Source organism: Enterobacter sp. A8 (genome assembly GCF_004296595.1).
Taxonomy (GTDB): domain Bacteria; phylum Pseudomonadota; class Gammaproteobacteria; order Enterobacterales; family Enterobacteriaceae; genus Enterobacter; species Enterobacter cloacae.
On sequence record NZ_SCMF01000001.1, the window covers coordinates 1,169,393 to 1,193,100 of the forward strand.

At 55.1% G+C, this 23,708-nt stretch carries 21 protein-coding genes, 4 tRNA genes and 1 other annotated feature (1 of these 26 cut by a window edge); of the genes, 11 read left to right on the plus strand and 14 right to left on the minus strand.

All coding sequences use genetic code 11. The features are described from left to right. The first annotated feature begins 23 nt into the window (after positions 1 to 23). Together EQV24_RS05565 and EQV24_RS05570 are read left to right on the plus strand one after the other, a co-directional pair. Positions 24 to 2,213 (plus strand): TonB-dependent siderophore receptor, encoded by a 2,190-nt coding sequence (locus EQV24_RS05565; RefSeq protein ID WP_130626301.1) that lies wholly within the window; start codon positions 24 to 26, stop codon positions 2,211 to 2,213. Between the two features lie 168 nt (positions 2,214 to 2,381). After that, positions 2,382 to 2,457, plus strand: a tRNA-Asn gene (locus EQV24_RS05570). Between the two features lie 191 nt (positions 2,458 to 2,648). On the opposite strand, the gene EQV24_RS05575 is transcribed toward EQV24_RS05570, so the two are convergent. Further along, positions 2,649 to 3,038: a RidA family protein gene (locus EQV24_RS05575; RefSeq protein ID WP_013097827.1), complete on the minus strand. Its 390-nt coding sequence runs from the start codon at positions 3,036 to 3,038 to the stop codon at positions 2,649 to 2,651. Between the two features lie 141 nt (positions 3,039 to 3,179). On the opposite strand from EQV24_RS05575, the gene EQV24_RS05580 reads away from it, so the two are divergent. Next, positions 3,180 to 4,112: a LysR family transcriptional regulator gene (locus tag EQV24_RS05580; protein ID WP_130626302.1), complete on the plus strand. Its 933-nt coding sequence runs from the start codon at positions 3,180 to 3,182 to the stop codon at positions 4,110 to 4,112. A 47-nt stretch (positions 4,113 to 4,159) separates the two neighbouring features. On the opposite strand, the gene cbl is transcribed toward EQV24_RS05580, so the two are convergent. Both cbl and nac read right to left on the minus strand, forming a co-directional pair. Further along, complete coding sequence (cbl, locus tag EQV24_RS05585; protein ID WP_130626303.1) at positions 4,160 to 5,110, minus strand: HTH-type transcriptional regulator Cbl; 951 nt, start codon at positions 5,108 to 5,110, stop codon at positions 4,160 to 4,162. 96 nt (positions 5,111 to 5,206) lie between these two features. Then, positions 5,207 to 6,124, minus strand: coding sequence for a nitrogen assimilation transcriptional regulator NAC (nac, locus tag EQV24_RS05590; RefSeq protein WP_130626304.1), 918 nt, complete (start codon positions 6,122 to 6,124; stop codon positions 5,207 to 5,209). Between the two features lie 320 nt (positions 6,125 to 6,444). On the opposite strand from nac, the gene EQV24_RS05595 reads away from it, so the two are divergent. Further along, positions 6,445 to 6,520 (plus strand) — tRNA-Asn (locus tag EQV24_RS05595). 85 nt (positions 6,521 to 6,605) lie between these two features. Here EQV24_RS05595 and ldtA read toward each other — a convergent pair. Continuing rightward, positions 6,606 to 7,541 carry a L,D-transpeptidase gene (gene ldtA, locus EQV24_RS05600; protein ID WP_029881837.1) on the minus strand — a complete coding sequence of 312 codons (936 nt, stop codon included), beginning with the start codon at positions 7,539 to 7,541 and terminating at the stop codon, positions 6,606 to 6,608. Between the two features lie 192 nt (positions 7,542 to 7,733). Here ldtA and shiA point away from each other — a divergent pair, with 192 nt between their 5' ends. The 3 genes from shiA to EQV24_RS05615 all read left to right on the plus strand — a co-directional run bounded on the left by shiA (position 7,734) and on the right by EQV24_RS05615 (position 12,366). Beyond that, complete coding sequence (gene shiA / locus EQV24_RS05605; RefSeq protein WP_130626305.1) at positions 7,734 to 9,047, plus strand: shikimate transporter; 1,314 nt, start codon at positions 7,734 to 7,736, stop codon at positions 9,045 to 9,047. A gap of 73 nt (positions 9,048 to 9,120) precedes the next feature. Next, on the plus strand, positions 9,121 to 10,575 hold the full coding sequence (locus tag EQV24_RS05610; RefSeq protein WP_013097832.1) for an AMP nucleosidase: 1,455 nt from the start codon (positions 9,121 to 9,123) through the stop codon (positions 10,573 to 10,575). An 18-nt stretch (positions 10,576 to 10,593) separates the two neighbouring features. Beyond that, entirely contained in the window at positions 10,594 to 12,366 is a 1,773-nt protein-coding gene (locus EQV24_RS05615) for an aminopeptidase P family protein (protein WP_130626306.1), read from the plus strand. Between the two features lie 136 nt (positions 12,367 to 12,502). Here EQV24_RS05615 and EQV24_RS05620 read toward each other — a convergent pair. Together EQV24_RS05620 and emmdR are read right to left on the minus strand one after the other, a co-directional pair. Beyond that, positions 12,503 to 12,578, minus strand: a tRNA-Asn gene (locus EQV24_RS05620). 103 nt (positions 12,579 to 12,681) lie between these two features. Further along, the gene (emmdR, locus tag EQV24_RS05625; RefSeq protein ID WP_130626307.1) at positions 12,682 to 14,136 is read right to left on the minus strand and encodes a multidrug efflux MATE transporter EmmdR; all 1,455 of its coding nucleotides are present in this window, start codon (positions 14,134 to 14,136) and stop codon (positions 12,682 to 12,684) included. A gap of 161 nt (positions 14,137 to 14,297) precedes the next feature. Here emmdR and EQV24_RS05630 point away from each other — a divergent pair. Together EQV24_RS05630 and EQV24_RS05635 are read left to right on the plus strand one after the other, a co-directional pair. Beyond that, positions 14,298 to 14,373, plus strand: a tRNA-Asn gene (locus EQV24_RS05630). 54 nt (positions 14,374 to 14,427) lie between these two features. Next, positions 14,428 to 14,760, plus strand: a complete 333-nt coding sequence (locus tag EQV24_RS05635; protein ID WP_029881834.1) for a gamma-glutamylcyclotransferase family protein — start codon at positions 14,428 to 14,430, stop codon at positions 14,758 to 14,760. Positions 14,761 to 14,809: 49 nt separating this feature from the next. On the opposite strand, the gene EQV24_RS05640 is transcribed toward EQV24_RS05635, so the two are convergent. The 4 genes from EQV24_RS05640 to dacD all read right to left on the minus strand — a co-directional run bounded on the left by EQV24_RS05640 (position 14,810) and on the right by dacD (position 18,223). Beyond that, positions 14,810 to 15,145, minus strand: coding sequence for a DUF496 family protein (locus tag EQV24_RS05640; RefSeq protein ID WP_010432067.1), 336 nt, complete (start codon positions 15,143 to 15,145; stop codon positions 14,810 to 14,812). A gap of 168 nt (positions 15,146 to 15,313) precedes the next feature. Next, complete coding sequence (locus EQV24_RS05645; RefSeq protein WP_045292640.1) at positions 15,314 to 16,372, minus strand: FUSC family protein; 1,059 nt, start codon at positions 16,370 to 16,372, stop codon at positions 15,314 to 15,316. Between the two features lie 92 nt (positions 16,373 to 16,464). Beyond that, positions 16,465 to 16,938, minus strand: coding sequence for a DNA gyrase inhibitor SbmC (sbmC, locus tag EQV24_RS05650; protein ID WP_029881832.1), 474 nt, complete (start codon positions 16,936 to 16,938; stop codon positions 16,465 to 16,467). Positions 16,939 to 17,056: 118 nt separating this feature from the next. Beyond that, positions 17,057 to 18,223 carry a serine-type D-Ala-D-Ala carboxypeptidase DacD gene (dacD, locus tag EQV24_RS05655; protein ID WP_130626308.1) on the minus strand — a complete coding sequence of 389 codons (1,167 nt, stop codon included), beginning with the start codon at positions 18,221 to 18,223 and terminating at the stop codon, positions 17,057 to 17,059. 207 nt (positions 18,224 to 18,430) lie between these two features. On the opposite strand from dacD, the gene sbcB reads away from it, so the two are divergent. Beyond that, entirely contained in the window at positions 18,431 to 19,858 is a 1,428-nt protein-coding gene (gene sbcB, locus EQV24_RS05660; protein WP_207905499.1) for an exodeoxyribonuclease I, read from the plus strand. A 120-nt stretch (positions 19,859 to 19,978) separates the two neighbouring features. On the opposite strand, the gene EQV24_RS05665 is transcribed toward sbcB, so the two are convergent. From EQV24_RS05665 to EQV24_RS05680, 4 genes are all read right to left on the minus strand, one after another. Next, positions 19,979 to 21,337, minus strand: a complete 1,359-nt coding sequence (locus tag EQV24_RS05665; protein ID WP_013097840.1) for an APC family permease — start codon at positions 21,335 to 21,337, stop codon at positions 19,979 to 19,981. Further along, positions 21,327 to 21,389 (minus strand): membrane protein YoeI, encoded by a 63-nt coding sequence (gene yoeI, locus EQV24_RS05670; protein ID WP_099458931.1) that lies wholly within the window; start codon positions 21,387 to 21,389, stop codon positions 21,327 to 21,329. Before yoeI ends, EQV24_RS05665 begins: the two co-directional genes overlap by 11 nt. A gap of 217 nt (positions 21,390 to 21,606) precedes the next feature. Then, positions 21,607 to 22,536 carry a LysR substrate-binding domain-containing protein gene (locus EQV24_RS05675; RefSeq protein ID WP_130626310.1) on the minus strand — a complete coding sequence of 310 codons (930 nt, stop codon included), beginning with the start codon at positions 22,534 to 22,536 and terminating at the stop codon, positions 21,607 to 21,609. A 41-nt stretch (positions 22,537 to 22,577) separates the two neighbouring features. Beyond that, the gene (locus tag EQV24_RS05680; protein WP_013097842.1) at positions 22,578 to 23,402 is read right to left on the minus strand and encodes an SDR family oxidoreductase; all 825 of its coding nucleotides are present in this window, start codon (positions 23,400 to 23,402) and stop codon (positions 22,578 to 22,580) included. 175 nt (positions 23,403 to 23,577) lie between these two features. Here EQV24_RS05680 and hisL point away from each other — a divergent pair, with 175 nt between their 5' ends. After that, on the plus strand, positions 23,578 to 23,628 hold the full coding sequence (gene hisL / locus EQV24_RS05685) for a his operon leader peptide (RefSeq protein WP_001364200.1): 51 nt from the start codon (positions 23,578 to 23,580) through the stop codon (positions 23,626 to 23,628). Then, positions 23,604 to 23,708 (plus strand) — a sequence feature (His leader region) (it continues 19 nt past the right edge of the window). (Overlaps the previous gene by 25 nt.)

A 23,708-nucleotide genomic window follows, 5' to 3' on the forward strand; every position in this document is an offset into this window, starting at 1 on the left:
ACACAATCAGGATCAACATAACAATGAAACGTTCTCATCTTTGGGTTTTAAATCCGTGCTTGCTTGCCATGCTTTCGACCTCTGCGTGGGCAGAAGAACAAAAGGAAGAAAATATCGTTGTCTCCGCCAGCCGCGCACACCGCAGCATGGCGGAGATGGCGCAGACCACCTGGGTTATCGAGCGTGCGGAAATTGAGCAGCAGGTTCAGGGCGGGAAAGAGATTAAAGACGTGCTGGCGCAGCTGATCCCGGGCATGGACGTCAGCAGCCAGGGGCGCACCAACTACGGCATGAACCTGCGCGGTCGTTCAATGATGGTGATGGTGGACGGCGTGCGTCTGAACTCCTCCCGCAGCGACAGCCGTCAGCTTGACTCTATCGATCCGTTCAACATCGACCGAATTGAAGTGATTTCTGGCGCTACCTCACTGTACGGCGGCGGCAGTACCGGCGGCCTGGTGAACATCGTCACCAAAAAAGGTCAGCCGGAGACGGAAGTCGAATTCCAGACCGGTGCAAAAAGCGGATTTAAGAGCCACAACGACCACGATGAGAACGTGTCGGCGGCGGTCAGCGGCGGCAATGATAATGCGTCTGGGCGCCTGTCCGTGTCTTATCAGCGTTACGGCGGCTGGTATGACGGCAACGGCGACGAGGTGATTATCGATAATACCCAGACCGGCTTACAGTATTCTGACCGTATTGATGTGATGGGCACTGGTACCATCAATATTGACGATCATCAGCAGTTGCAGTTAACCACCCAGTACTACAAGAGCGAATCTGATGGCAAACACGGCCTGTACCTCGGGAAGAACTTCTCGGCGGTTACGGGTGATGCCACCGCGTATAACAAAAACAACCTGGATTCTGACCGTATTCCCGGTACCGAGCGCCATCTGATTAACCTGCAGTACTCTAATACCGATTTCTGGGGTCAGGACCTGGTCGCGCAGATCTACTATCGTGACGAGAGCCTGACCTACTACCCGTTCCCGACCCTGAGCAAAGGTACGGTGACCAGCATCGGTGCCTCCCAGCAGAAAACCGATTTTTACGGCGGCAAGCTGACGCTGAACAGCAAGCCGGTGGATGATTTGACGCTCACCTGGGGTGTGGACGCCGACCATGAAACCTTCGACGCCAACCAGCAGTTCTTCGACCTGAGTAAAGCGGCAGCGAGCGGCGGCATGAAGCTGGACAATGCGTACAACGTGGGGCGTTATCCGGGTTACAGCATTACCAACCTCGCCCCGTTCCTGCAGGCGAGCTACGACATTGACGCCATCACCCTGAGCGGCGGCGTGCGCTACCAGTACACTGAAAATAAGGTGGATGATTTTGTTGGCTACGCCCAGCAGCAGGCCATCGCCACCGGGAAAGCCACCTCAGCAGACGCGGTGCCGGGCGGGAAAACCGATTACAACAACTTCCTGTTTAACGCCGGGATCCTTAGTCGCCTGACCGAACAGCAGCAGCTGTGGTTTAACTTCTCTCAGGGCTTTGAAATTCCGGACCTGGCGAAGTATTACGGCTCCGGCACCTATCAGCTTGTCGACGGGCACTATCGCCTGCTGAACAGCGTGAACGTTAACGACTCGACGCTGGACGGCATTAAGGTTAACGCTTACGAGCTGGGCTGGCGCTACACCGGTGATAACCTGCGCACGCAGGTTGCGGCGTACTACTCGCTCTCGGATAAAACCATCACCATCAACAAAACCGATATGACCATCAACCTTGAAGACGACAAGCGTCGTATCTACGGGGTGGAAGGTCAGGTGGACTATTTCTTCACCGACAGCGACTGGAGCACCGGCGCGAACTTTAACGCCATTAAGTCTGAAACCCGTGAAAACGGTAAATGGGAGAAGCTGACGGTAGACAGCGCCAGCCCGTCGAAAGCCAGCGCCTGGGTCAACTGGGCGCCGGGCGACTGGACCCTGCGCGTGCAGAGTACCCAGACCTTTGACGTCTCTGATGCCGACGGTAAGAAGATCGATGGCTATAACACGGTAGATTTCCTGGGCAGCTACGCCCTGCCGGTGGGTAAAGTGAGCTTCAGCGTGGAAAACGTGCTGGACAAAGACTACACCACCGCCTGGGGACAGCGCGCACCGGGGCTGTATAGCCCAACGTATGGCGCTCCGGGTCTGTATACCTATAAAGGCCGTGGCCGCACATTTGGTCTGAACTACTCCGTGCTGTTCTAAACAACTGCGCCGCCTGCCCGCGGGCGGCGCATTCTGCTGTGTAATTTCAGCGCAAATTTGCTATAAAATCAGCGATTTGCTGAAATTGTCGGCAAACAATCAAAAAGGGTGTTTTCACCCTTTGACAAGCCGAACCGAGGTCGCTACTATGCGCCTCGTTCACACGATTCCTCTGTAGTTCAGTCGGTAGAACGGCGGACTGTTAATCCGTATGTCACTGGTTCGAGTCCAGTCAGAGGAGCCAAATTTGAAAAGCCTGCTTTTGAAGCAGGCTTTTTGCTTTTGTGCGTTCTGGAAAACTGCCGGGTGGCGGCTTCGCCTTACCCAGCCTACGGGACTGTAGGCCCGGTAAGCGCAGCGCCACCGGGCAATAATCCCCTGCTTTCATCATTTTTCCTCTGTCTTGACTTTCGACTGGCGGAAAGTCCCTAACGCTCAGGGCAGCCTGGCAATCACCTTAATTTCAAACTGGAATCCGTACAGCCACGTTACGCCGATCCCGGTCAACGTTGGGTAAGGCGCTTCCCCCCAATATTCTGGCAGGATACTCCAGATAGCGTCGAGGTTTGACTCGGGATCGACGACAAAAAGGGTAACGTCAACCACGTCATCGAACGTGCAGCCCGCAGCCGCGAGGACAGCATTAAGATTATTGAATGCCAGCCTGACCTGCGCTTTTAGATCGGGCTCAGGCGAGCCATCCTCACGGCTACCAACCTGCCCCGAAACGAACAGGAAACCGTTAGATTTGATGGCCGGTGAATAGCGATTGCGCTCATAGAGCGCCTGGCGTCCTGAGGGAAAAACTGCTTCGCGTGCTGTCATATTTACACCTTTGCAATGGGGCGAAATCTGCCCAATGAACTTAAAGACACTTTACAGGTGCAGGAGCGGGCGGATAAACAAGCGACTTAGTCCATCATTGTTTGTAATATCCAAACAATCGGTGAAAAGAGAGGATAAGGAATGGATCGTTTCGATGCGATGCGCGCCTTTGCTCGCGTGGTAGAGGCAGGTAGCTTCACAAAGGCTGCCCAAACGCTTCATATGAGCAAAACCACGGTGACGCAGCTTATTCAGCAGCTGGAAGCGCGCCTGCGCGTCAGATTGCTCCATCGCACCACCCGCAAACTCAGCGTCACTCCCGATGGCGCGGTCTACTACGAACGCGTCATCCGCCTGCTGGCGGACATGGAAGATGCTGAAAACAGTCTGTCCAGTGCGGCAATTACGCCCAGGGGACGGCTACGGGTGGATGTGCCCAGTCCGCTGGCCCGCCTCATCCTGGTGCCGGCGCTACCGGCTTTCCACGCACGCTACCCTGACATTCAGTTCAACATGGGTGTGAGCGACCGGGTGGTGGACCTGATTGGCGACAACGTGGATTGCGTGCTGCGCGGCGGCGAGATCACCGATCAGTCCCTGATTGCACGCCATGTCGGAGATTTGCAAATCGGCGTCTACGCCGCCCCCAATTATCTGGAACGCCTTGGCCCCCCTTCGCACCCGCGAGAGCTGGAAAACACCGACCATCGCATCGTAGGGTTCTTGTCCTCACGCACCGGTAAGATTGATCCTCTGGTACTGCGCAGTGAGAGTGAACGTATTGAAATCACGGGCAGCTATGTACTGGCCGTGGATGATGGCAATGCTTACCTCGAAGCCGGGTTAGCGGGATTAGGCGTGATCGCACTGCCAGTCTATATGGCGGCAGCGCATCAGGCTCGTGGTGCCCTGATTCCGCTTTTTGAACACTGGCGTATTGCTCCAATGCCCCTGTACCTGGCGTTTCCGCCGAACCGCCATGTCAACGCCAGACTGCGCGTTTTTATTGACTGGATCGTTGAATTGGTGCAGCAGCATGTCACCAACGCCAACCGAAAGGGAATTCTGATTTAGCTTGTTTATTCGCTAGTTACTGGCTAAGGCGATCCCAGCCAGAGGAACTAAATCTGATAATCAATCGCCACTTCTTCCGGCTCCATCACCTGGCGTTTGATTTCGTCAACGGACAGCCCGGCGTTGCAGAGTTCGATAAAGCGCCACACGTAGTTGCGCTGGAGCTGTCCGCGCTTGAGGCCGAGCCATACGGTATTGGCATCGAACAGATGACGTGTATCCAGACGCACGAGGTTCCCGGTATCGCCCTCGCCGCCGGACTGTTCCGCGACCAGGCCAATGCCCAGCCCCAGCTCGACGTAGGTTTTGATCACATCGGAATCCTGCGCGCTCAGCACCACATCCGGCGTTAACCCTTTGCGGTTGAATGCTTCATCGATGCGCGAACGTCCTGTTATACCCTGGCGATACGTAATCAGCGGCCATTTCGCGATCGCTTCCAGCGTTAGCGGTGAAACCTGATTCAACGGATGATCGAGCGGGAGCAACAGGCTGTGGTACCAGCGGAACCAGGGAAAGGCCACCAGCAGCGGGTCGTTGCTCAGGCGTTCGCTGGCGATACCAATATCCGCCCCACCGTTTTGCAGGAGCATTTCAATTTCCTGCGGCGTGCCCTGAATAAGCTCCAGGCGAACGTCAGGGAAAATTTCACGAAACGCTTTTATCACTGGCGGCAGGCTGTACCGAGCCTGAGTATGGGTAGTGGCGATGGTGAGCACGCCGGAGGCATCATTGGTAAAGAGATCCGCCAGGCGACGGACATTGCTGGCCTCGTTGAGGATCCGCTCAGCGATGGTCAGCAACGCTTTACCTGGCTCCGTCATGCCAAGCAGGCGCTTGCCGCGACGGATAAAAATCTCAATGCCAAGCTCCTCTTCCAGCTCGCGAATATGGCGGCTGACACCCGACTGGGAGGTGTAAAGCATATTGGCGACTTCGGTCAGGTTATAGCCCCGCCTGGCCGCCTCACGGATAATTTTAAGTTGCTGGAAATTCACGATTCACTCCGGCGCATCTGACATAGCTCTATTGTTAGAGTCAGCTGAGCTGCAGAACAAATAATAAAAACCAGCATCTTATGCTTTTCTGGAATATTAACTCACGAGCTGCAGTTCACGATTCTCCAGCGATGGCTTACTGACCAGCGACATTAAAATTTCTTTCACCGCCTGTGCCTGTGGCGACAGCGAGCCGCGGGCGGACATGTTCAGCGACAGCGGTAAACTCATTGATGGCGTGGTGATGCGCGCCATCCAGCCGTTTGCTGCGCTGCACAGCGAGCGGGCGGCGGATTCTGGCAGCACCGTGACGCCCATCCCACTGGCAATCGCCGCAGTCAGCGTGGAGATGGAGTCAATTTCACCGATGATTTTCGCCGTCAGGCGGCGCAGGGAGAACGCTTCGTCCACGCGTACGCGCACGGCGCTGTAATCACGCGGCAGGAAAAGATTCATCTCTGCAACCGCAGTGAGATCAACGCTCTGCCCCGGACGATCGCGGGTGCCCACGAGATACAGATCTTCTTTCAGCAGCGGCTGGCTGGTGATCCCCGCAACCGGGGAGCGATCGTAAAGCACCGCCATATCAAGCTGGCCATTGAGCAGCTTGTCATTCAGGACAGAGCCGCTGTTCTCGTGCAGATAGACCAGCACTTCCGGCAGTTCAGCGCGCACCGCCTGCAGCAGTGGCATGGTGATTGAAGACGCTGCGGTCCCCGGTGCCAGCCCGATGGAAACGTGTCCGCTCAGCGTCTGACCAACATTATTTACTGCCAGCTGCGCCTGTTCGCACTGACGAAGAATGGTGCGCGCGTGGGTATACAGGATCTTGCCTGCTTCCGTTGGGGTCACGCCGCGTTTGGTGCGGATCAACAGCTGCTGATCCATTTCGCCTTCCAGAGTAGCCACCTGCTGGCTCAGCGCAGGCTGCGCGATATGCAGCACTTCCGCCGCTTGAGTCAGGCTGCCGATATCGACGATTTTTACGAAGTATTTCAGTCGTCTTAAGTTCATTTTGCCCCCTGTTCGAAATGCTGTGCCGGTACTGGCTGTTGTTGTTGAACAGGTTTTGCAATATGAATGCCAGTTTTACCAGCAGGTCAGATTTGTTCGCTAAGCGCCTGAAAATAAGGAAACCTAATCATAGACGCCGGATTTATTACTGAAACAGCGGTTTATGATCTGCCCCATAAGAGGTATATCCGCACCACAACGGTGCATTACGTTGGCAAAATCGCCACTTTGCTGAAATTGTCAGCAAACAGACGCAAAGCGTGGTTTCACCCTTTGACAAGGCGTACGCAGGCCGTTACTATGCGCCCCGTTCACACGATTCCTCTGTAGTTCAGTCGGTAGAACGGCGGACTGTTAATCCGTATGTCACTGGTTCGAGTCCAGTCAGAGGAGCCAAATTTGAAAAGCCTGCTTTTAAAGCAGGCTTTTTGCTTTTGTGCGTTCTGGAAAACTGCCGGGTGGCGGCTTCGCCTTACCCGGCCTACGGGACTGTAGGCCCGGTAAGCGCAGCGCCACCGGGCAAAGCAAGCTTAACCGGCATCCCTGATCGACGTTCCAGCTCAGCGCCCGCCCCCTCGTTTATTAGCTGTGCCCGCAACGCGGGGGTAATCGGCAGCGGCACTTTATTGGTTGATTCAAATTCTGCGCGGTTGCGCGACAGCGGTTCGTGCACTTCCACCCAGCGGCTGCCGTCTGGCTCCGTCGTCACTTTTACAGGCTGATCGATAAGCTGCACGCGCGTGCCTGGCGACACATTGTCGAACAGGTATTTGATATCGTTATTACGCAGGCGAATGCACCCCTGACTGACGCGCAGGCCGATGCCAAAATTCGAGTTGGTACCGTGAATGGCATAAAGCCTGCCAATATAGAGCGCATACAACCCCATCGGGTTATCCGGCCCGGCGGGCACGAATGCGGGCAACGTTTTCCCCTCTTTCGCGTATTCACGCCGGGTGTTTGGCGTGGGCGACCAGGTTGGCCCTTCCTGCTTGCGCTCGACGGCTGTCACCCAGTTGCGGGGCGTTTCGCGCCCGGCCTGGCCAATACCGATGGGAAACACCTCAACGGTATTGCTGCCTGGCGGGTAATAATAAAGGCGCATTTCTGCCACGTTCACCACGATGCCTTTGCGAACCGTATCGGGAAGAATGAGCTGCTGAGGTACCACCAGTCGGGTACCGGATTGCGGTAAAAACGGATCAACACCGGGGTTTGCCTCCAGCATGTTGCTCAGCCCCTGCCCGTGCTGCGCGGCAAACGCTTCAAGCGGCAAGGTGTTGTGGTCCGGTACGGTAATAACCTGCGTGCTGCCCACCAGCCGACTCCCGGCGGGCGGCAAAGGATAACTCACCGCCTGGACACTCTGGCTTATGAGCAAGGCAGCCAGACAGCCCAGCACATTTCTACGACGCATATTCCCTTCCTTAGTCGCTTCACTATTTGCTAAGCATAGCGTAGCCGCTTTGCATTACCCATCAGGAAATAAAATCAGTTTCCTCGTGCCGCCCGTCGCGGTAGTCTCATAGATCGCGTCGCTATGACGATGGCTTTGTGAGTAACCTTTTCTTATACCAATAAATAAAAAATCAGTGCAGACAGGACAACTATGGACTCCACCCTCATCTCCACACGTCCCGGCGAGGGGACCCCTTGCCTTAACCGTGCCCGCCGCGCCGCCTTTGGCAGCTTCGCGGGGGCCGTCGTGGACTGGTATGATTTTTTGCTCTACGGCATCACCGCCGCTCTGGTCTTTAACCGCGAATTCTTTCCGCAAATTAGCCCCGCCATGGGCACGCTCGCCGCGTTTGCCACCTTTGGCGTCGGCTTCCTGTTCCGTCCGCTGGGCGGGGTGATCTTCGGCCACTTCGGCGACCGCCTTGGCCGCAAACGCATGCTGATGCTCACCGTCTGGATGATGGGGATCGCCACTGCGCTCATCGGTATTTTGCCGTCGTTTGCCACGATTGGCTGGTGGGCTCCGGTACTGCTGGTCACCCTGCGCGCCATTCAGGGCTTTGCCGTGGGCGGCGAATGGGGCGGCGCGGCGCTGTTATCGGTCGAAAGCGCACCGAAAAATAAGAAAGCGTTCTACAGCAGCGGCGTGCAGGTTGGGTACGGCGTGGGTCTGTTGCTCTCTACCGGGCTGGTATCGCTTATCAGCCACTTCACGACCGATGAGCAGTTTCTGAGCTGGGGCTGGCGCATTCCCTTCATCTTCAGCATCGTGCTGGTTATCGCCGCGCTGTGGATCCGTAACGGAATGGAAGAGTCCGCCGAGTTTGAACAGCAGCGGGAAAAACCCGTTGCCAGAAAACGGCTGCCGGTGATGGAGGCGCTCATTCGTCATCCTGGCGCTTTTCTGAAAATTATCGCCCTGCGCCTGTGCGAGCTGCTGACGATGTATATCGTCACCGCGTTTGCCCTCAACTATTCCACGCAGAACCTCGGCCTCCCCCGTGAGCTGTTCCTGAATATCGGTCTGCTGGTGGGCGGGATCAGCTGTCTGACAATCCCCTGCTTCGCCTGGCTTGCGGATCGGTTTGGCCGCCGCCGCGTCTATATTACCGGTGCGCTGATTGGCTCCTTGAGCGCCTGGCCGTTCTTTATGGCGCTGGAGGCACAGTCGGTCTTCTGGATAGTCTTCTTTGCCATTATGCTCGCCAACATTGCCCATGACATGGTGGTCTGCGTGCAGCAACCGATGTTTACCGAACTGTTCGGCGCAAGCTACCGCTACAGCGGGGCGGGCGTAGGATACCAGGTGGCGAGCGTCGTGGGCGGCGGATTTACGCCGTTTATTGCCGCCGCGCTGGTGACGTTCTCCGGCGGAAACTGGCACAGCGTGGCAGGCTACCTGCTGGTAGGCTGCCTGCTGTCGGCCGCCACGGCGCTGGTGATGAAAGAGACACACCATTCCTGATCTCCCTTTTGTTTCACAGGCGTGTGACATACTATCGGGTATAGCAGCACACCTGTGGAACAAGGAGACAGACATGAATAATAAGGGCTCCAGCCTGACCCCGGCTCAGGCACTGGAAAAACTCGACGCGCTGTACGAACAGTCCGTCAATGCGCTGCGCAGCGCCATCAGTGAGTACATCGAAACAGGGAAACTTCCCGACGAAAAGGCCAGAACCCAGGGCCTTTTTGTTTATCCATCGCTCTCTGTCACCTGGGACGGCAGCGCCAGTACCACGCCAAAGACCCGTGCCTACGCGCGTTTTACCCACTCCGGCTGCTATAGCACCACCGTGACCCGCCCTGCATTGTTCCGTCCTTATCTTGAGGAGCAACTCACTCTGCTCTATCAGGATTACGGCGCGCACATTGCCGTTGAGCCATCACAGCATGAAATCCCCTATCCGTACGTGATTGACGGTTCGGCGTTAACGCTCGATCGCTCCATGAGCGCAGGGCTGACGCGCCATTTCCCGACGACCGAGCTGTCGCAAATTGGCGATGAGACCGCCGACGGCATTTATCACCCGGCAGAGTTTTCCCCCTTGTCGCATTTTGACGCCCGCCGGGTGGATTTCTCCCTGGCGCGCCTGCGTCACTACACCGGGACGCCAGCCGAGCATTTCCAGCCGTTCGTACTGTTTACCAACTACACCCGCTATGTCGACGAATTTGTCCGCTGGGGCTGTAGCCAGATCCTTGACCCGGAGAGCCCTTATATCGCCCTCTCCTGCGCCGGCGGGATCTGGATCACCGCTGAAACCGAAGCGCCTGAGCAGGCTATCTCCGATCTGGCGTGGAAGAAGCACCAGATGCCAGCCTGGCACCTGATCACCGCCGACGGCCAGGGCATTACGCTTATCAATATCGGTGTGGGGCCGTCAAACGCCAAGACCATCTGCGACCATCTGGCGGTGCTGCGCCCGGACGTCTGGCTGATGATTGGTCATTGCGGTGGGCTGCGTGAAAGCCAGCTGATTGGCGACTACGTGCTGGCCCACGCCTACCTGCGTGATGACCATGTGCTTGACGCCGTGCTCCCGCCGGACATCCCGATCCCAAGCATTGCCGAAGTGCAGCGCGCGCTTTACGACGCCACCAAAGAGGTGAGCGGCATGCCGGGTGAAGAGGTCAAACAGCGTCTGCGTACTGGCACGGTAGTCACGACAGATGACCGTAACTGGGAGCTGCGTTACTCCGCCTCTGCCCTGCGCTTCAATCTGAGCCGCGCGGTGGCGATTGATATGGAAAGCGCCACCATTGCCGCTCAGGGTTATCGCTTCCGTGTGCCTTACGGTACGCTGCTGTGCGTTTCCGATAAACCGCTGCACGGTGAAATCAAGCTACCGGGACAGGCAAACCGGTTCTACGAAGGGGCTATCTCCGAACACCTGCAAATTGGCATTCGCGCCATTGATTTGCTGCGGGCAGAAGGTGACCGGCTGCACTCACGCAAGCTGCGTACCTTTAACGAACCGCCTTTCCGCTGATAACAATAAGGAAAAATAATGCACACCCCATCACCGTTATCGGCCCTGCGTCAGTGGCTACAGGAAAATAAGCTCGACGGGATGATCGTCCCACGCGCGGATGCCTGGCAGAGCGAATACTGCGCGCCGTATGATGAAAAACTGGCCTGGCTGACCGGCTTTGATGGCTCGGCGGGGCTGGCTCTGGTGCTAAAAGACAAAGCCCTGCTTTTTGTCGATGGCCGCTATCAGGTTCAGGCCCGCGTGCAGGTCAATATGGATGAAGTAGAGATCCATCATCTGCACAACGAGCCGCTGGCACAATGGCTGACGGCCAACATTGAAGCTGGCACCCGTATTGGTTTTGAAGCGCTGCTGATGACCAATGCCGATTATGAGACGCTGTCTGCGACACCGTGCGAAATGGTGCCGCTTAACCAGTCACCGTTTGATACGTTATGGGCCGATCGCCCTGCCGCTCCGGCGGGGCTTATCCGCGAGATGCCCGTTGAAATCAGCGGTGAAAGCAGCGCCGATAAACGTCAGCGCGTTGCCGCCGTGCTGGCCGCGAACAATGCCGATTACCTGGCCGTGACCCTGCCGGATAACATCGCCTGGCTGCTTAACGTGCGCGGTTCAGATATTCCCACCAGCCCGGTTCCGCTCTCTTTTGCCCTGCTCAGTCGGGACGGTAGCGTTGAGTGGTTCGTTAACGACAATAAGCTAAGCAACCTGCCTGATAGCGTGCGAAACGCTTTCACCATTGCGCCGCAGGATGCCTTTATTGAACGCTGCCAGCGCCTTTCTCACGGTAAACGGGTGATGGTAGATGCCGATTCAGCGCCGGTGGCTCTGCGTTTTGCCATTGAGCCACACGGTGACATTCTCTGGCGCACCGACCCCATCACGCTGATGAAGGCCAATAAAAATCCGGTAGAACTGGCGGGTTACCGGGAGTGCCATCATCAGGACGGTGCCGCGTGGGTCAATTTCCTTGCCTGGCTGAGCCGTGAAGTGCCCGCACGTGCGGCAGCAGGCCAGCCGCTGACCGAGCTGGAGGCCCAGGCACAGCAACTCGTGTTTCGCGAGTTGCAGCCAGGCTTTATTGAGCAAAGTTTTGCGACCATTTCGGCCTCGTCCAGCAATGCGGCGATGTGCCACTACCACTCAAGCGAAGCCAGCAACAAACCCATCGGCCATGACCACTTTTATCTGAATGATTCTGGTGGTCAGTACCATAACGGTACCACTGACGCCACGCGTACCCTGGCGTGGGGCAAGGTCAGCCCGCAGCAGCGATTACACTACACCGCCGTGCTGAAAGGTTTTCTGTCGCTGATTACCCTGCAGTTCCCGTCCGGCACCCAGGGGCATCAGTTGGATGCCTTCGCGCGTCGGCCGCTGTGGGAGATGGGGCTGGATTTCGATCACGGAACGGGCCATGGCGTGGGTCATCAGTTGCTTATCCATGAGAACCCGCATCGCATCGCTAAAAAGGTCAACCCATGGCCGCTGGTGGCGGGCAATATTATGACTATCGAGCCGGGATACTATCTGGCGGATAGCCATGGGATCCGCATTGAAAATCAGGTAGAGATTGTGGAAAGCTCTCCAGGATTCTGCAAATTTGCCTCGTTGACGCTGATCCCAATCGATCTCAGCCAGGTCGAACTCAATCTGTTAAACGAGCAGGAAAAGCAGTGGCTGGATGAGTATCACCAGCAGGTGCGCGAAGCGCTGTCCCCGCTGGTGGAGAGCGACGCGCGTCCGTGGCTGGTGGAGGCGACGGCACCGATTCGTGTTAACCGGTAGTGCGGTTTATTGCCCGGTGGCGCTGCGCTTACCGGGCCTACAGTCCCGTAGGCCGGGTAAGGCGAAGCCGCCACCCGGCAGGTTTCCAGAACGCACAAAAGCAAAAAGCCTGCTTTAAAAGCAGGCTTTTCAAATTTGGCTCCTCTGACTGGACTCGAACCAGTGACATACGGATTAACAGTCCGCCGTTCTACCGACTGAACTACAGAGGAATCGTGTGAACGGGGCGCATATTATCGATGCTACCCGATGTTGTCAAAGGCAGAATGCAGATTTCCGATCGTTTGCCGATTTATTCAACATTTCGCACATTTGTCAGGCATTGTGCCGCGGATATTTCCAGAGCCAGCGCCCACTTACCATACGCCAGTAGAACAATGCCCCACGCACGGCCCAGTCAAGGAACATCCCCAGCCAGACCCCGACGACCCCCATACCGAGCATGACCCCCAGCGTATACCCCGCTACCACGCGGCAACCCCACATGCCGAGCATAGAGACCCACATCGCAAAGCGGGCATCGCGTGCCCCTTTTAACCCGGCAGGCAGTACCCAGGACGCCGCCCAGATCGGCATAAAGGCCGCGTTGAGCCAAATCAGGATCTTAACGACCTCTTTAACATCATCTTCGTGGGTATAGAACGAGGCCATCAGCCCGGCAAAGGGCGCACTCCCCCACGCAATTATCGTCAGACCGATGGTCGACAGCCAGAAGACATGGCGCAGCTGCCGCTCCGCCTGCCCTATCTGCCCTTTGCCGAGCCGTTTACCGGTGATAATGGTGGAGGCCGACCCTAAGGCGTTACCCGGCAGGTTAATCAGCGAGGCGATGGAGAAGGCAATAAAGTTACCGGCAATCACATCTGTCCCCATACCGGCAACAAACATCTGGGTAAGCAGTTTACCGCCGTTGAACAGTACCGACTCGATACTGGCAGGAATACCAATCCCCATCACTTCCCAGATAATGGCGAAGTTAAAGGGTCGGAAGTAGCTTTTTAACGTGAGGCGCAGCGATGGCGTGATCCCCGCCATCAACACCCCGATGATGGCTGCCGCACCAATGTAGCGGGAGATAGTCAGCCCCAGGCCTGCGCCAACAAACCCCATCCCCTCCCAGGAGAAAACACCGTAGATCAGGACGCTACTGATCATGATATTCAGGATGTTCATTCCGCCGTTGATCAGCAGCGGAATTTTTGTGTTGCCCGCCCCGCGCAGCGCGCCGCTACCGATCAGCGCGATAGCCGCAGCAGGATAGCTTAAGACCGTCATTTCCAGATAGGTCAGCGCCAGATCCTTAACTTCATTCGTCGCTTCACCCGCGACAAAGTCGATAATCTCTTTGCCGAAATAGTGGATCACCGCCGCCAGGGTGATCGAAAAAAGGGTCATGATCATCAGCGACTGCCGGGCGGCTTCGCGGGCACGCTTCGGATCCAGCTTGCCCAGGCTAAAGGCCACCACCACCGTGGTACCAAGATCGATTGCGGCAAAGAAAGACATCACCACCATATTAAAACTGTCCGCCAGCCCGACCCCGGCCATCGCCTCTTTACCCAGCCAGCTCACCAGGAAGGTGCTCAACACCCCCATCAGCAGAACGCAGGTATTCTCCAGAAAAATAGGTACGGCAAGCGGGGTGATTTCACGCCAGAACAGAACACGATAACTTTTACGTTTTGCATACCATGGCGTGCGCATAATCGCCTGGCGGAGAGTGGCAGTAACGTTCAAAATGGACCTTAGCGAGAAAAGTTGAAACTCCATTTCAAATGATGGGGGAGAAAAGCTCATCCTGCAAAGTATTTTCCATAAAAAGATGTCTGGATTTGCAACAAACTGATGACAGAATCGGCAATCGATCGCTAATCACTAAGATCAGGTTTGACAAAAGTTTTTTCGCCGCTAAGATAAGCCTCCACAACGATTCCTCTGTAGTTCAGTCGGTAGAACGGCGGACTGTTAATCCGTATGTCACTGGTTCGAGTCCAGTCAGAGGAGCCACATTCTGAAAAGCCCGCTTTTAAAGCGGGCTTTTTGCTTTTCTGGTGAGGAAAAATGGACTCTTTGTTTGTCTACGGTACGTTACGCCCGGGCCATTCAAATGCACATATTCTCGAAAGCATCGGCGGTGAATGGCAGGCCGGTTTTGTCACCGGGACATTTTATGCGCGTGGCTGGGGCGCTGCGGCAGATTTTCCGGGTATCGTGCTGCACGCCGATGGCCCGCGCGTTGAGGGTTATCTGTTTATCTCCAGTAACCTTGAGGCACACTGGCCGATGCTGGACGAATTTGAAGACGGCTACGATCGGGTCGAGGTCATGGTGACCACCGCCGAAGGTGATCAGGTTAAGGCCTGGATCTACCAGCTTCAGCCGCGCTCTGCGTAATAAAAAAGGCTCTCTGTTACCAGAGAGCCTTTTTTGCAATCAGCAGCGATTATTCGCTTTTGGCTTCAGCGTTTTTGATTTCGCCCATCACTTTCAGCTTTTTGGAGATGTCACGACGCTCTTTAGACAGCTCAGCGTTTTTGATGATGTAGTCATCAACACGGTCTTCATAGTCGCTCTTCATGCTGGCGATGATGCCCTGAATAGCTTCAACGCTCATACCTGGCTTGATGTAGTCGCTCAGGTTATCCAGCAGCAGAACACGTTTCTGGTTGTCACGGATCTTCTTCTCAACGTCCTGGATTTCACGCTGCAGTTTGTTTTTGCGGCGGAACAGGCGGACGAATTCCAGAACATCCTGGAACGAAGGCTTGGTAGTTTCCATTTTTACACCCCTGATAATGTGAGATTCGGATTCGTTAAAGCAACCGTTGTACCAATAACCTTACTGACAGCGGCTGCGAATGACAATGAGTATATCGTTTAAAACTATCATAACCCCAATTGATGCTGAATCGAAGCAGCAGCCGTCACATATGGCGATAGCTGCTCTTTATTTGCGCAGTGCGCGGCAAATGAGATGCGACAGCAACTCAAGCTGACGCGCCAGCTCCATGCTCAGCCAGACGTAACCATGGATTGGGGTTTCCGCTACGTTATCGCCCTGTCGCTCGTTGATCAGCTGTTTCAGTTCGGCAACGATCTCATTCAGACGCTCGCTGTTTGCGAGGATGGGCTGCGGGTTACCTTCATAAAGGGCATGAGCGATGGTCAGCAGGGTTTGCTGCGTCATCTGCTGCGTCTCCTTCAGCGTCTGCGCGTTCAGCATTAACAGATGGCTGGGGCGCGAGGCCCAGTGCGCGTTGATTTGCAATTCAAGCATGCAGACCAGATTACGGCTCACGGTCTGGATAGCTTCGAAAATCGATTTCTGAATATGGGTCTCTTTACTGGCAGGGGTAATCAGACCGCGCATTTTGACCACGTCATTAAGGATCTGCTGAAGGTGCTTCTCCAGCCGGGGACGTTCGACAAGATTAGGTGAAAAACCGGCCTGGTAGACGCGGTTAAAAGCGGTGACGTAATTTGCCATCTGAATGCGCCAGTGCAGGAAAGCGCGCTGCGGCCAGATACCGGTGAAAAGCATCGCCAGCAGTGAACCAAGGATAACATCCCCGCTTCGCCACAGTGCCGTGGTCATATCACCCGCTGGCGCGCCGACCACCACCGCGAGGGTGATACCAATCAGCAGTGCCTGATAGGGCTTTTTACCCAGCGCCAGCCAGCCGCAGAGGAACATGGCGACACCGCACCAGGCCAGCATCACCGGAAATGAAATAAGCTCCAGCTTCAGGGCAATCAACCCAAGAGCAGAGCCTAAAACCGTACCGCCAATGCGCTCGAAGGCACGCGGGACAACATTCCCCCAGAACGAGATAGGCCCCATGACAACCACCAGCGTGATCAGCGGCCACGTTCCTTCAGGAACATCCAGCAAACGGACCAGCACAAACGTCAGAACGAATGCCAGCGCGATACGGCACCCATGAACCACGCGGTAGTGTTTATACAGCCGAATTTCGAAAGACGTTAATGATTTGTCGGGACGCACACCCGCTCTCCAGCTACACGGCAAATCACAATTGTACTGTGTTTTCAGCCGGGCGGATCACACCCGGCTGAAAAACCCTGTATTTAACAGGACTACCCTGCTTTATGCTCTACGGCGATAAACATTTCGATGTCCCAGTACCCGTCGGCGTTGCCATCATTGAGATAGCGCTCGAAGCACGGTTTCAGAGCCATCTGGAATGTGTTGTCCTGCAAAAGGGAGTTAAAGAACTGGTACCACGGCGTGGCGAAGTCATAGTTTTCAACACGTGCTTTCGCGACGGCGTAATCTCCGGCCGCAATTTCCGTCATCATCACCCCTTCGCTGTTTTCCGGGATAACGAAATCATCCGGTACCGTAACGGCCGTATCGCAGCGCAATTTTTCTGCCGGGACTTCGTCCGGGTTATCGTAATAAACCGCAACCCACTCCAGCGGCTGAATGTGTCGGCCATCGACCCACATGACCAGCTGTTCAAAGCCCTGTTTTACCGTGTGTTCCCATGGCCCGACCAGGTGAAAACCGGCAATCTTACGTTTCTTTTCCTGCCTGATGCTGTAGTCCATACTGCCTCCGTTTATCACTGTATATTTATACACTATAAAGCAGAATTTCTATAATCGGCAATCGAGGAGAGTTTATTATGTGAGCAGACTCGCAACCCTGCCAGTCTGCCCAGAAAGGTTAGATTTTGTGGTGCAGGTAATCACTCAGACGGGAGAAAAGGCCACCTTTATCAACACGCTCCAGCGTCACCAGCGGCCAGTGAGCGACCACTTTATCGCGGTCGTATAACTGGATCTCGCCTACCCGCTGATGGGCGGCTATTGGCGCTTCCAGCTCTTTTGTATCCAGCACGTATTTTGCCTTGATGTTCGGTACTTCTGCTTTCGGTAATGCCAGCCAGAAATCCTGGTCGGTGCCCAGGTCCACCTGTTCCTTATCGCCGTACCAGATCCGCTCAGTGCCCACTTTTTTGCCGTTGTGCAGGATCTGCACGGTATCGAAATTCTGTTGTCCCCAATGCAGCAGTTTACGGGCCTGATCCTCACGCCCTTTCGGACTGTCTGCCCCCATCACCACGGCGATCAAGCGACGCTGACCGTCCACGGCGGAAGCAATCAGGTTAAATCCGGCCCCTGACGTGTGCCCCGTTTTCAGTCCGTCTACGTTCATGGTCTTATCCCAGAGCAGACCGTTACGGTTTTGCTGCGTGATCCCATTCCAGGTCAGGCTCTTTTCGCTGTACATGTGGTAAAACTCAGGCTCGCCGTGGATGATGGCTCTGGACAGCACGGCCAGATCATACGCAGAGCTATGCTGGCCTGGGGCATCCAGACCATGAACGGTTTCGAAGTGCGTATCGCGCAGATTCAGCTTTTGCACATAGTCGTTCATCATCTTCACGAACTGCGGCTGGCCACCGGCCACGTGATCCGCCAGCGCCACACAGGCGTCGTTACCAGAATCAACAATCAGACCGCGGCTGAGGTCGCGCACAGAAACGCGGTCCCCCTCTTTCAGGAACATCAGTGACGAACCGTCAAAGACAGGGTTACCTTTTGCCCACGCGTCGCGCCCGACGGTGACAATGTCATCCGGGGAAATGCGGTGGCTATCAATAGCGCGGTCAACAACGTAGCCGGTCATCAGCTTGGTGAGACTCGCCGGGTTGCGTTGTTGATGTTCGTTGCCCGCCGTTAAGATTTGACCCGTAGTGTAATCCATCAGTACCCAGGAGCCGGCCTGAATGGCCGGAGGCTGCGGCGAAAAATCCAGCGGATCGGCCGCAAAAGCAGATGAGACACTCGAAGCGAGTAGAGAAACAGCAATAAACAGACGGCGTTTCAACGGTATATCCTCAGGTCATTAAAAATCGATGACCTTTTTACGGGAGTTCTGGTGTCGTTACCTGGCTTAATTGCAAAAAAATGTGACAGAAAGCATGTTTTTCCCGGAACCACGCTCGCAAATTTGCAGCATGGCGGCGCTTTTTATTCGGTCTGTCCCTCACGATCGTTTACCATAGTGACGTCACTTTTTAACAGGATGGTATTACTGGTGTCTGACTCTGCCGCACGCCCGACTTTTTTATTCCACGACTACGAAACCTTTGGCACCCACCCGGCGCTGGACCGACCGGCGCAGTTTGCCGCCATCCGTACTGACGACGAATTCAATATTATTGGTGAGCCAGAGGTCTTTTACTGCAAACCTGCCGATGACTACCTGCCGCAGCCCGGCGCGGTCATGGTCACGGGGATAACGCCCCAGGAAGCGCGGGAAAAAGGCGTTAACGAGGCAGAGTTCGCCCGCCGTATCCACGATCTGTTCACCGTTCCCCATACCTGCGTGGTCGGGTATAACAATATCCGTTTCGATGATGAAGTGACGCGCAACATTTTCTACCGCAACTTCTACGATCCCTACGCCTGGAGCTGGCAGAACCGCAATTCGCGCTGGGATTTGCTGGATATCATGCGTGCCTGTTATGCCCTGCGTCCGGAGGGGATTAACTGGCCAGAGAACGAAGACGGATTGGCAAGCTTCCGGCTGGAGCACCTGACGCGCGCCAACGGCATTGAGCACAGTAATGCCCACGACGCGATGGCCGACGTCTACGCCACCATTGCCATGGCGAAGCTCGTTAAAACCGCACAACCACGCCTGTTTGAGTATCTGTTGAGTCATCGCAGTAAGCAGAAACTGATGACCCTGATTGATGTGCCGCAGATGAAACCGCTGGTGCATATCTCCGGCATGTTTGGTGCCTGGCGCGGCAACACCAGCTGGGTGGCACCGCTGGCCTGGCATCCGGATAACCGTAACGCGGTCATCATGGTGGATTTAGCCGGGGATATCTCCCCGCTGCTGGAGCTCGACAGCAATACCTTGCGTGAGCGCCTCTATACCCCTAAAGATGCGCTGGGAGACCTGCCCGCGGTGCCGGTCAAACTGGTGCATATCAATAAATGTCCCGTACTGGCGCAGGCCAATACGCTGCGCCCGGAAGATGCCGACAGGCTCGGGATCAACCGCCAGCACTGCCTGGATAACCTTAAAATACTGCGCGAAAATCCGCAGGTGCGCGAGAAAGTCGTCGCCATATTTGCCGAAGCCGAGCCATTCGTGCCGTCCGAAAACGTGGATGCGCAGCTGTATAACGGCTTCTTCAGCGATGCCGACCGTGCTGCGATGAACATCGTCCTACAAACTGAACCGCGTAACCTGCCCGCGCTGGACATCACCTTTGCGGATAAACGCATTGAGAAGTTGATGTTTAACTACCGCGCGCGTAACTATCCCGGCACGCTGGATGAAGCTGAGCAGGAACGCTGGCTGCTGCATCGCCGTAATGTGTTTACGCCTGAATATCTGCACAGCTATGCGCAGGAGCTGGAGATGCTTTACGGCCAATACGAAGGGAATGAAGAGAAGCAGGCGCTGCTGAAAGCACTGTTCAGGTACGTACAAGAGATAGTCTGAAATTCAGCGATAAAAAAACCGGAGGCGATGGTCTCCGGTTTTTTTGCCCGATGGCGCTGCGCTTACGCGGGCCTACGGGTTTTGTCGGTCGGGTAAGCGTAGCCGCCACCCGACACGTTATCACGCAACGTCTTCGTACTGAGGAACCGGGTTACGGAAGCTCTTCGTCACGCAGGCCAGGTAAACCAGACCAATACCACCCCAGATCAGACCCAGAATCATAGAGCTCTCTTCCAGGTTAATCCACAATGCACCGACCGTCAGCGCACCGCACATTGGCAGAACCAGGTAATTGAAGTGGTCTTTCAGCGTTTTGTTGCGCTTCTCACGGATCCAGAACTGCGAGATCACGGAGAGGTTAACAAAGGTAAAGGCCACCAGCGCACCAAAGTTAATCAGTGCCGTTGCCGTCACCAGGTCAAATTTAATGGCCATCAGGGCGATTGCGCCAACCAACAGCACGTTCCACGCCGGAGTACGCCATTTCGGATGAACGTAGCCGAAGAAACGGGTTGGGAACACACCGTCACGACCCATTACATACATCAGGCGAGAAACCCCTGCATGCGCAGCCATACCAGAAGCCAGAACGGTAACGCTGGAGAAGATCAGTACGCCCCACTGGAAGGTTTTCCCTGCTACATACAGCATGATTTCAGGCTGTGAAGCATCCGGCTCTTTGAAACGAGAGATATCCGGGAAGTAGAGCTGCAGGAAGTAGGAGGCACCAATGAAGATCATGCCACCAATCAACGCAGTCAGGAAAATGGCTCGTGGGATCACGCGTTCTGCATCTTTGGTCTCTTCAGACAGAGAAGAGATACCGTCGAAGCCCAGGAACGAGAAGCACAGAATAGTCGCACCGGTGATCATCGGCACCACATGTGCCCCTTCAGACCAGAACGGACGAGAGCTGACCAGCGTGCCCGCGCCTTCACCGTGAGAAACACCGTAAATGATCAAACCCACAATAACCGCAACAATACCCATTTGCAGAATAACAATCAGGGTGTTGAAGTTCGCCACGGTCTTAATGCTGCGCAGGTTAGAGATGGTCATAAAGGCCACTAACGCAACAACAAAGAGCCACGACGGTACGGAAGGTACCAGCGCTTCGAAGTAAATTTTTGCCAGCAGAATGTTGATCATCGGCATGAACAGGTAGTCCAGCAGCGATGACCAGCCCACCATAAAGCCAACCGCCGGGCTAATGGATTTCTGGGCATAGGTGTAGGCAGAGCCTGCAGACGGGAAACGGCGAACCAGTTTACCGTAGCTCAGCGCTGTAAAGAGAATAGCGACCAGTGCAAAGGCATACGCCGTTGCCACATGACCGTCAGTAAGGCCTGATACGATACCGAATGTATCGAACAGCGTCATTGGTTGCATATAGGCAAGGCCCATCATAACAACCGGAATCAACGTAAGTGTTTTACGTAATTCCACGCGAGAGGTGTTTGGAGTTGCGTTATGCGACATAGTTATTCTCCTTTACGGTGATAACCGCCACGTAAGCGAAAAATTGCCCCATTTCTTTCTTCCTCAGCGACAACAACTGTCGGATTTTAGTAAATATCTATCCGGTACGAAGCCCGGCCTCTTGGTTTTTAGTTTCGTTTCATACATGCAAAAAAAAATAACCGACGCCTTTTATATCGTCGATTATTCCTTTGGTTGCTGCGGCGCATTTTGCCCCACATCAGATACAAAACGCAATACTTTACAAAGGCATTGTAAATATTCCTGCGCTAACTGGCTGATTTGTGGACGCTGCTCTGCGTATAGACAGCGGCGATAGCACTATTTGCTAAAATTTCGTCCCGCCACCAGGCGCTGGCTAACCCCGCCGTTTGTTCATTCCAGCCAACCCAGACCGATTCATTACTGCTTTGAGCCAGCACCTGTTTTTCAATCAGCGCGCCGCTATCAAGAAATCGCTGCGCCAGATAGCGAGGTAAATAGCCGCAACCCAGCCCACTGATTTGCAATTCCAGCTTGGTTTTAAAATCAAAAACGGTAATGGCCTCCTGCTCATCAAGCAGCTGCGACGATACGGCACATTCCGGCCGCGAGCTGTCGCCCACCACAATGGCACGGTAACCTTTAATAACGCGCCGGTTAATGGGCTCAGGCTCCCGGGCCAGCGGATGATGCGGAGCAACCGCAAAAACTTGCTCAAGTATCCCGAGGCGGGCAAACCCAAAATCGCTCAGTTGAGGAGGTTCATGTAATGCGCCGACGATGATATCCGCCCTCCCCTGAACCAAGGCCTCCCAGGAGCCGCCCAGTACACCATTAATGAAAATCAGCCGGGTCACGCTGTGGCGCTGATAAAACGCTTCAATCAGCGGCGTCAGAAGGGAAAACGGAAAAGTATCGTCAACGCCAATCACCAGTTCATTTTCCCAGCCCTGATGAAGTTTGATGGCCTGTTTTTCCAGTTCGCGGACGGTGTGCAGCACTTCACGCCCTTTTACCAGCAGCATTTGTCCGGTGCGGGTAAAGCGGGCCCGGTGGCCAGAGCGATCGAGGATCTGGATATTCAGATCGCTTTCCAGTTTATGAACCGTGTAGCTCAGCGCTGAAGGGGTTTTGTAGAGCTTCGCTGAGGCAGCCGCAAAGCTGCCTTCTTTTTCCAGTGCATCCAGAATAATGAGAACATCCAGCAGCGGTTTCATGTTCGCCCCCTTCCGGTGTGCGAGGGATTCCGCCGGAGGACTTATGCCATGGGCATCACCAGCGGATCGGGATACTGATACTCAAAACCCAACTCATGACAAATGCGGTTGCCATCAACAATTTTGCCTTTGCTTTCGTCCTTTGTCTCACCAAAAACGGGTGGCGCCAGACCCAACTGACGCGCCATCAGCGGGTAAAATGTGCTTCGCGCAGGATGAGAGGGTGCACATATATTATAGATGTGCCCGCCCTTTGGAGCCTGTAAGAGGAGCTCAATTGCCCCGACAACATCGTCTAAATGCACAAGATTCACAACGTGTTGCCCATCGGGGGCAGACTTGCCGGCAAAAAAGCGTCCCGGGTGTCGCCCAGGGCCAACCAGCCCCGCCAGACGCAGGATATCTACCTGCGTTCCCGGCAGGTTGTGCAGCCAGTCTTCCAGCTCTTTCAACACTTTTCCGCTCGCGGTAACAGGACGGCGCTCGGTAGTCTCCTTCACCACACCTTCAACATCACCGTAGACCGAGGTTGAGCTGGTGAAAATAATACGCGGCACATCGTGTGCCAGCGCGCTGTCGACAATCTCCTGCATCGCCTGCAGATAGAACGATTCGCCCGGGCCGCTGCGACGCGCGGGAAGCGTAATGACCAGCGCATCCACATTCATCAGCGTGTCCAGATCGTCAGTATCACATACCAGTTCTGGTTCAAGACGCAGCTCGACGCCATCAATACCGCACATGCGCGCCGCCTCCACGCCATCCGCCGTGGTTTTGCTCCCGGTCACATGCCAGCCTTTCGCTGCTAATGACATCGCCAGCGGCATTCCCAGCCATCCTAAACCGACAATCGCGACCTTTTTCATGTGAATTCTCCTGACTCTCACTCGTCTCTCATAAGGCTACGCCAGCGCAGCAGAACACACAATTCATAGCATCAATATGAAATGAATTAATGATCAAAAAAAGCCCTTGCAATGTGTCATACAACTGGTTTAGGTTAAAAGACATCAAATGAATAAGCATTCATCGAGAATTTATATGACACGCGTTCAATTTAAACACCACCATCATCACCATCATCCTGACTAGTCTTTCAGGCGATGTGTGCTGGAAGACGTTTGGATCTTCCAGTGGTGCATGAACGCATGAAAAAGCCCCCGGAAGATCTT

Bases quoted from the DNA above. Each gene is read 5' to 3' on its own strand.
- EQV24_RS05565 (WP_130626301.1), top strand. From the start codon at position 24: ATGAAACGTTCTCATCTTTGGGTTTTAAATCCGTGCTTGCTTGCCATG.
- EQV24_RS05575 (WP_013097827.1), bottom strand. From the start codon at position 3,038: ATGACAGCACGCGAAGCAGTTTTTCCCTCAGGACGCCAGGCGCTCTAT.
- EQV24_RS05580 (WP_130626302.1), top strand. From the start codon at position 3,180: ATGGATCGTTTCGATGCGATGCGCGCCTTTGCTCGCGTGGTAGAGGCA.
- nac (WP_130626304.1), bottom strand. From the start codon at position 6,124: ATGAACTTAAGACGACTGAAATACTTCGTAAAAATCGTCGATATCGGC.
- ldtA (WP_029881837.1), bottom strand. From the start codon at position 7,541: ATGCGTCGTAGAAATGTGCTGGGCTGTCTGGCTGCCTTGCTCATAAGC.
- shiA (WP_130626305.1), top strand. From the start codon at position 7,734: ATGGACTCCACCCTCATCTCCACACGTCCCGGCGAGGGGACCCCTTGC.
- EQV24_RS05610 (WP_013097832.1), top strand. From the start codon at position 9,121: ATGAATAATAAGGGCTCCAGCCTGACCCCGGCTCAGGCACTGGAAAAA.
- EQV24_RS05615 (WP_130626306.1), top strand. From the start codon at position 10,594: ATGCACACCCCATCACCGTTATCGGCCCTGCGTCAGTGGCTACAGGAA.
- emmdR (WP_130626307.1), bottom strand. From the start codon at position 14,136: ATGGAGTTTCAACTTTTCTCGCTAAGGTCCATTTTGAACGTTACTGCC.
- EQV24_RS05635 (WP_029881834.1), top strand. From the start codon at position 14,428: ATGGACTCTTTGTTTGTCTACGGTACGTTACGCCCGGGCCATTCAAAT.
- EQV24_RS05640 (WP_010432067.1), bottom strand. From the start codon at position 15,145: ATGGAAACTACCAAGCCTTCGTTCCAGGATGTTCTGGAATTCGTCCGC.
- sbmC (WP_029881832.1), bottom strand. From the start codon at position 16,938: ATGGACTACAGCATCAGGCAGGAAAAGAAACGTAAGATTGCCGGTTTT.
- EQV24_RS05665 (WP_013097840.1), bottom strand. From the start codon at position 21,337: ATGTCGCATAACGCAACTCCAAACACCTCTCGCGTGGAATTACGTAAA.
- EQV24_RS05675 (WP_130626310.1), bottom strand. From the start codon at position 22,536: ATGAAACCGCTGCTGGATGTTCTCATTATTCTGGATGCACTGGAAAAA.
- EQV24_RS05680 (WP_013097842.1), bottom strand. From the start codon at position 23,402: ATGAAAAAGGTCGCGATTGTCGGTTTAGGATGGCTGGGAATGCCGCTG.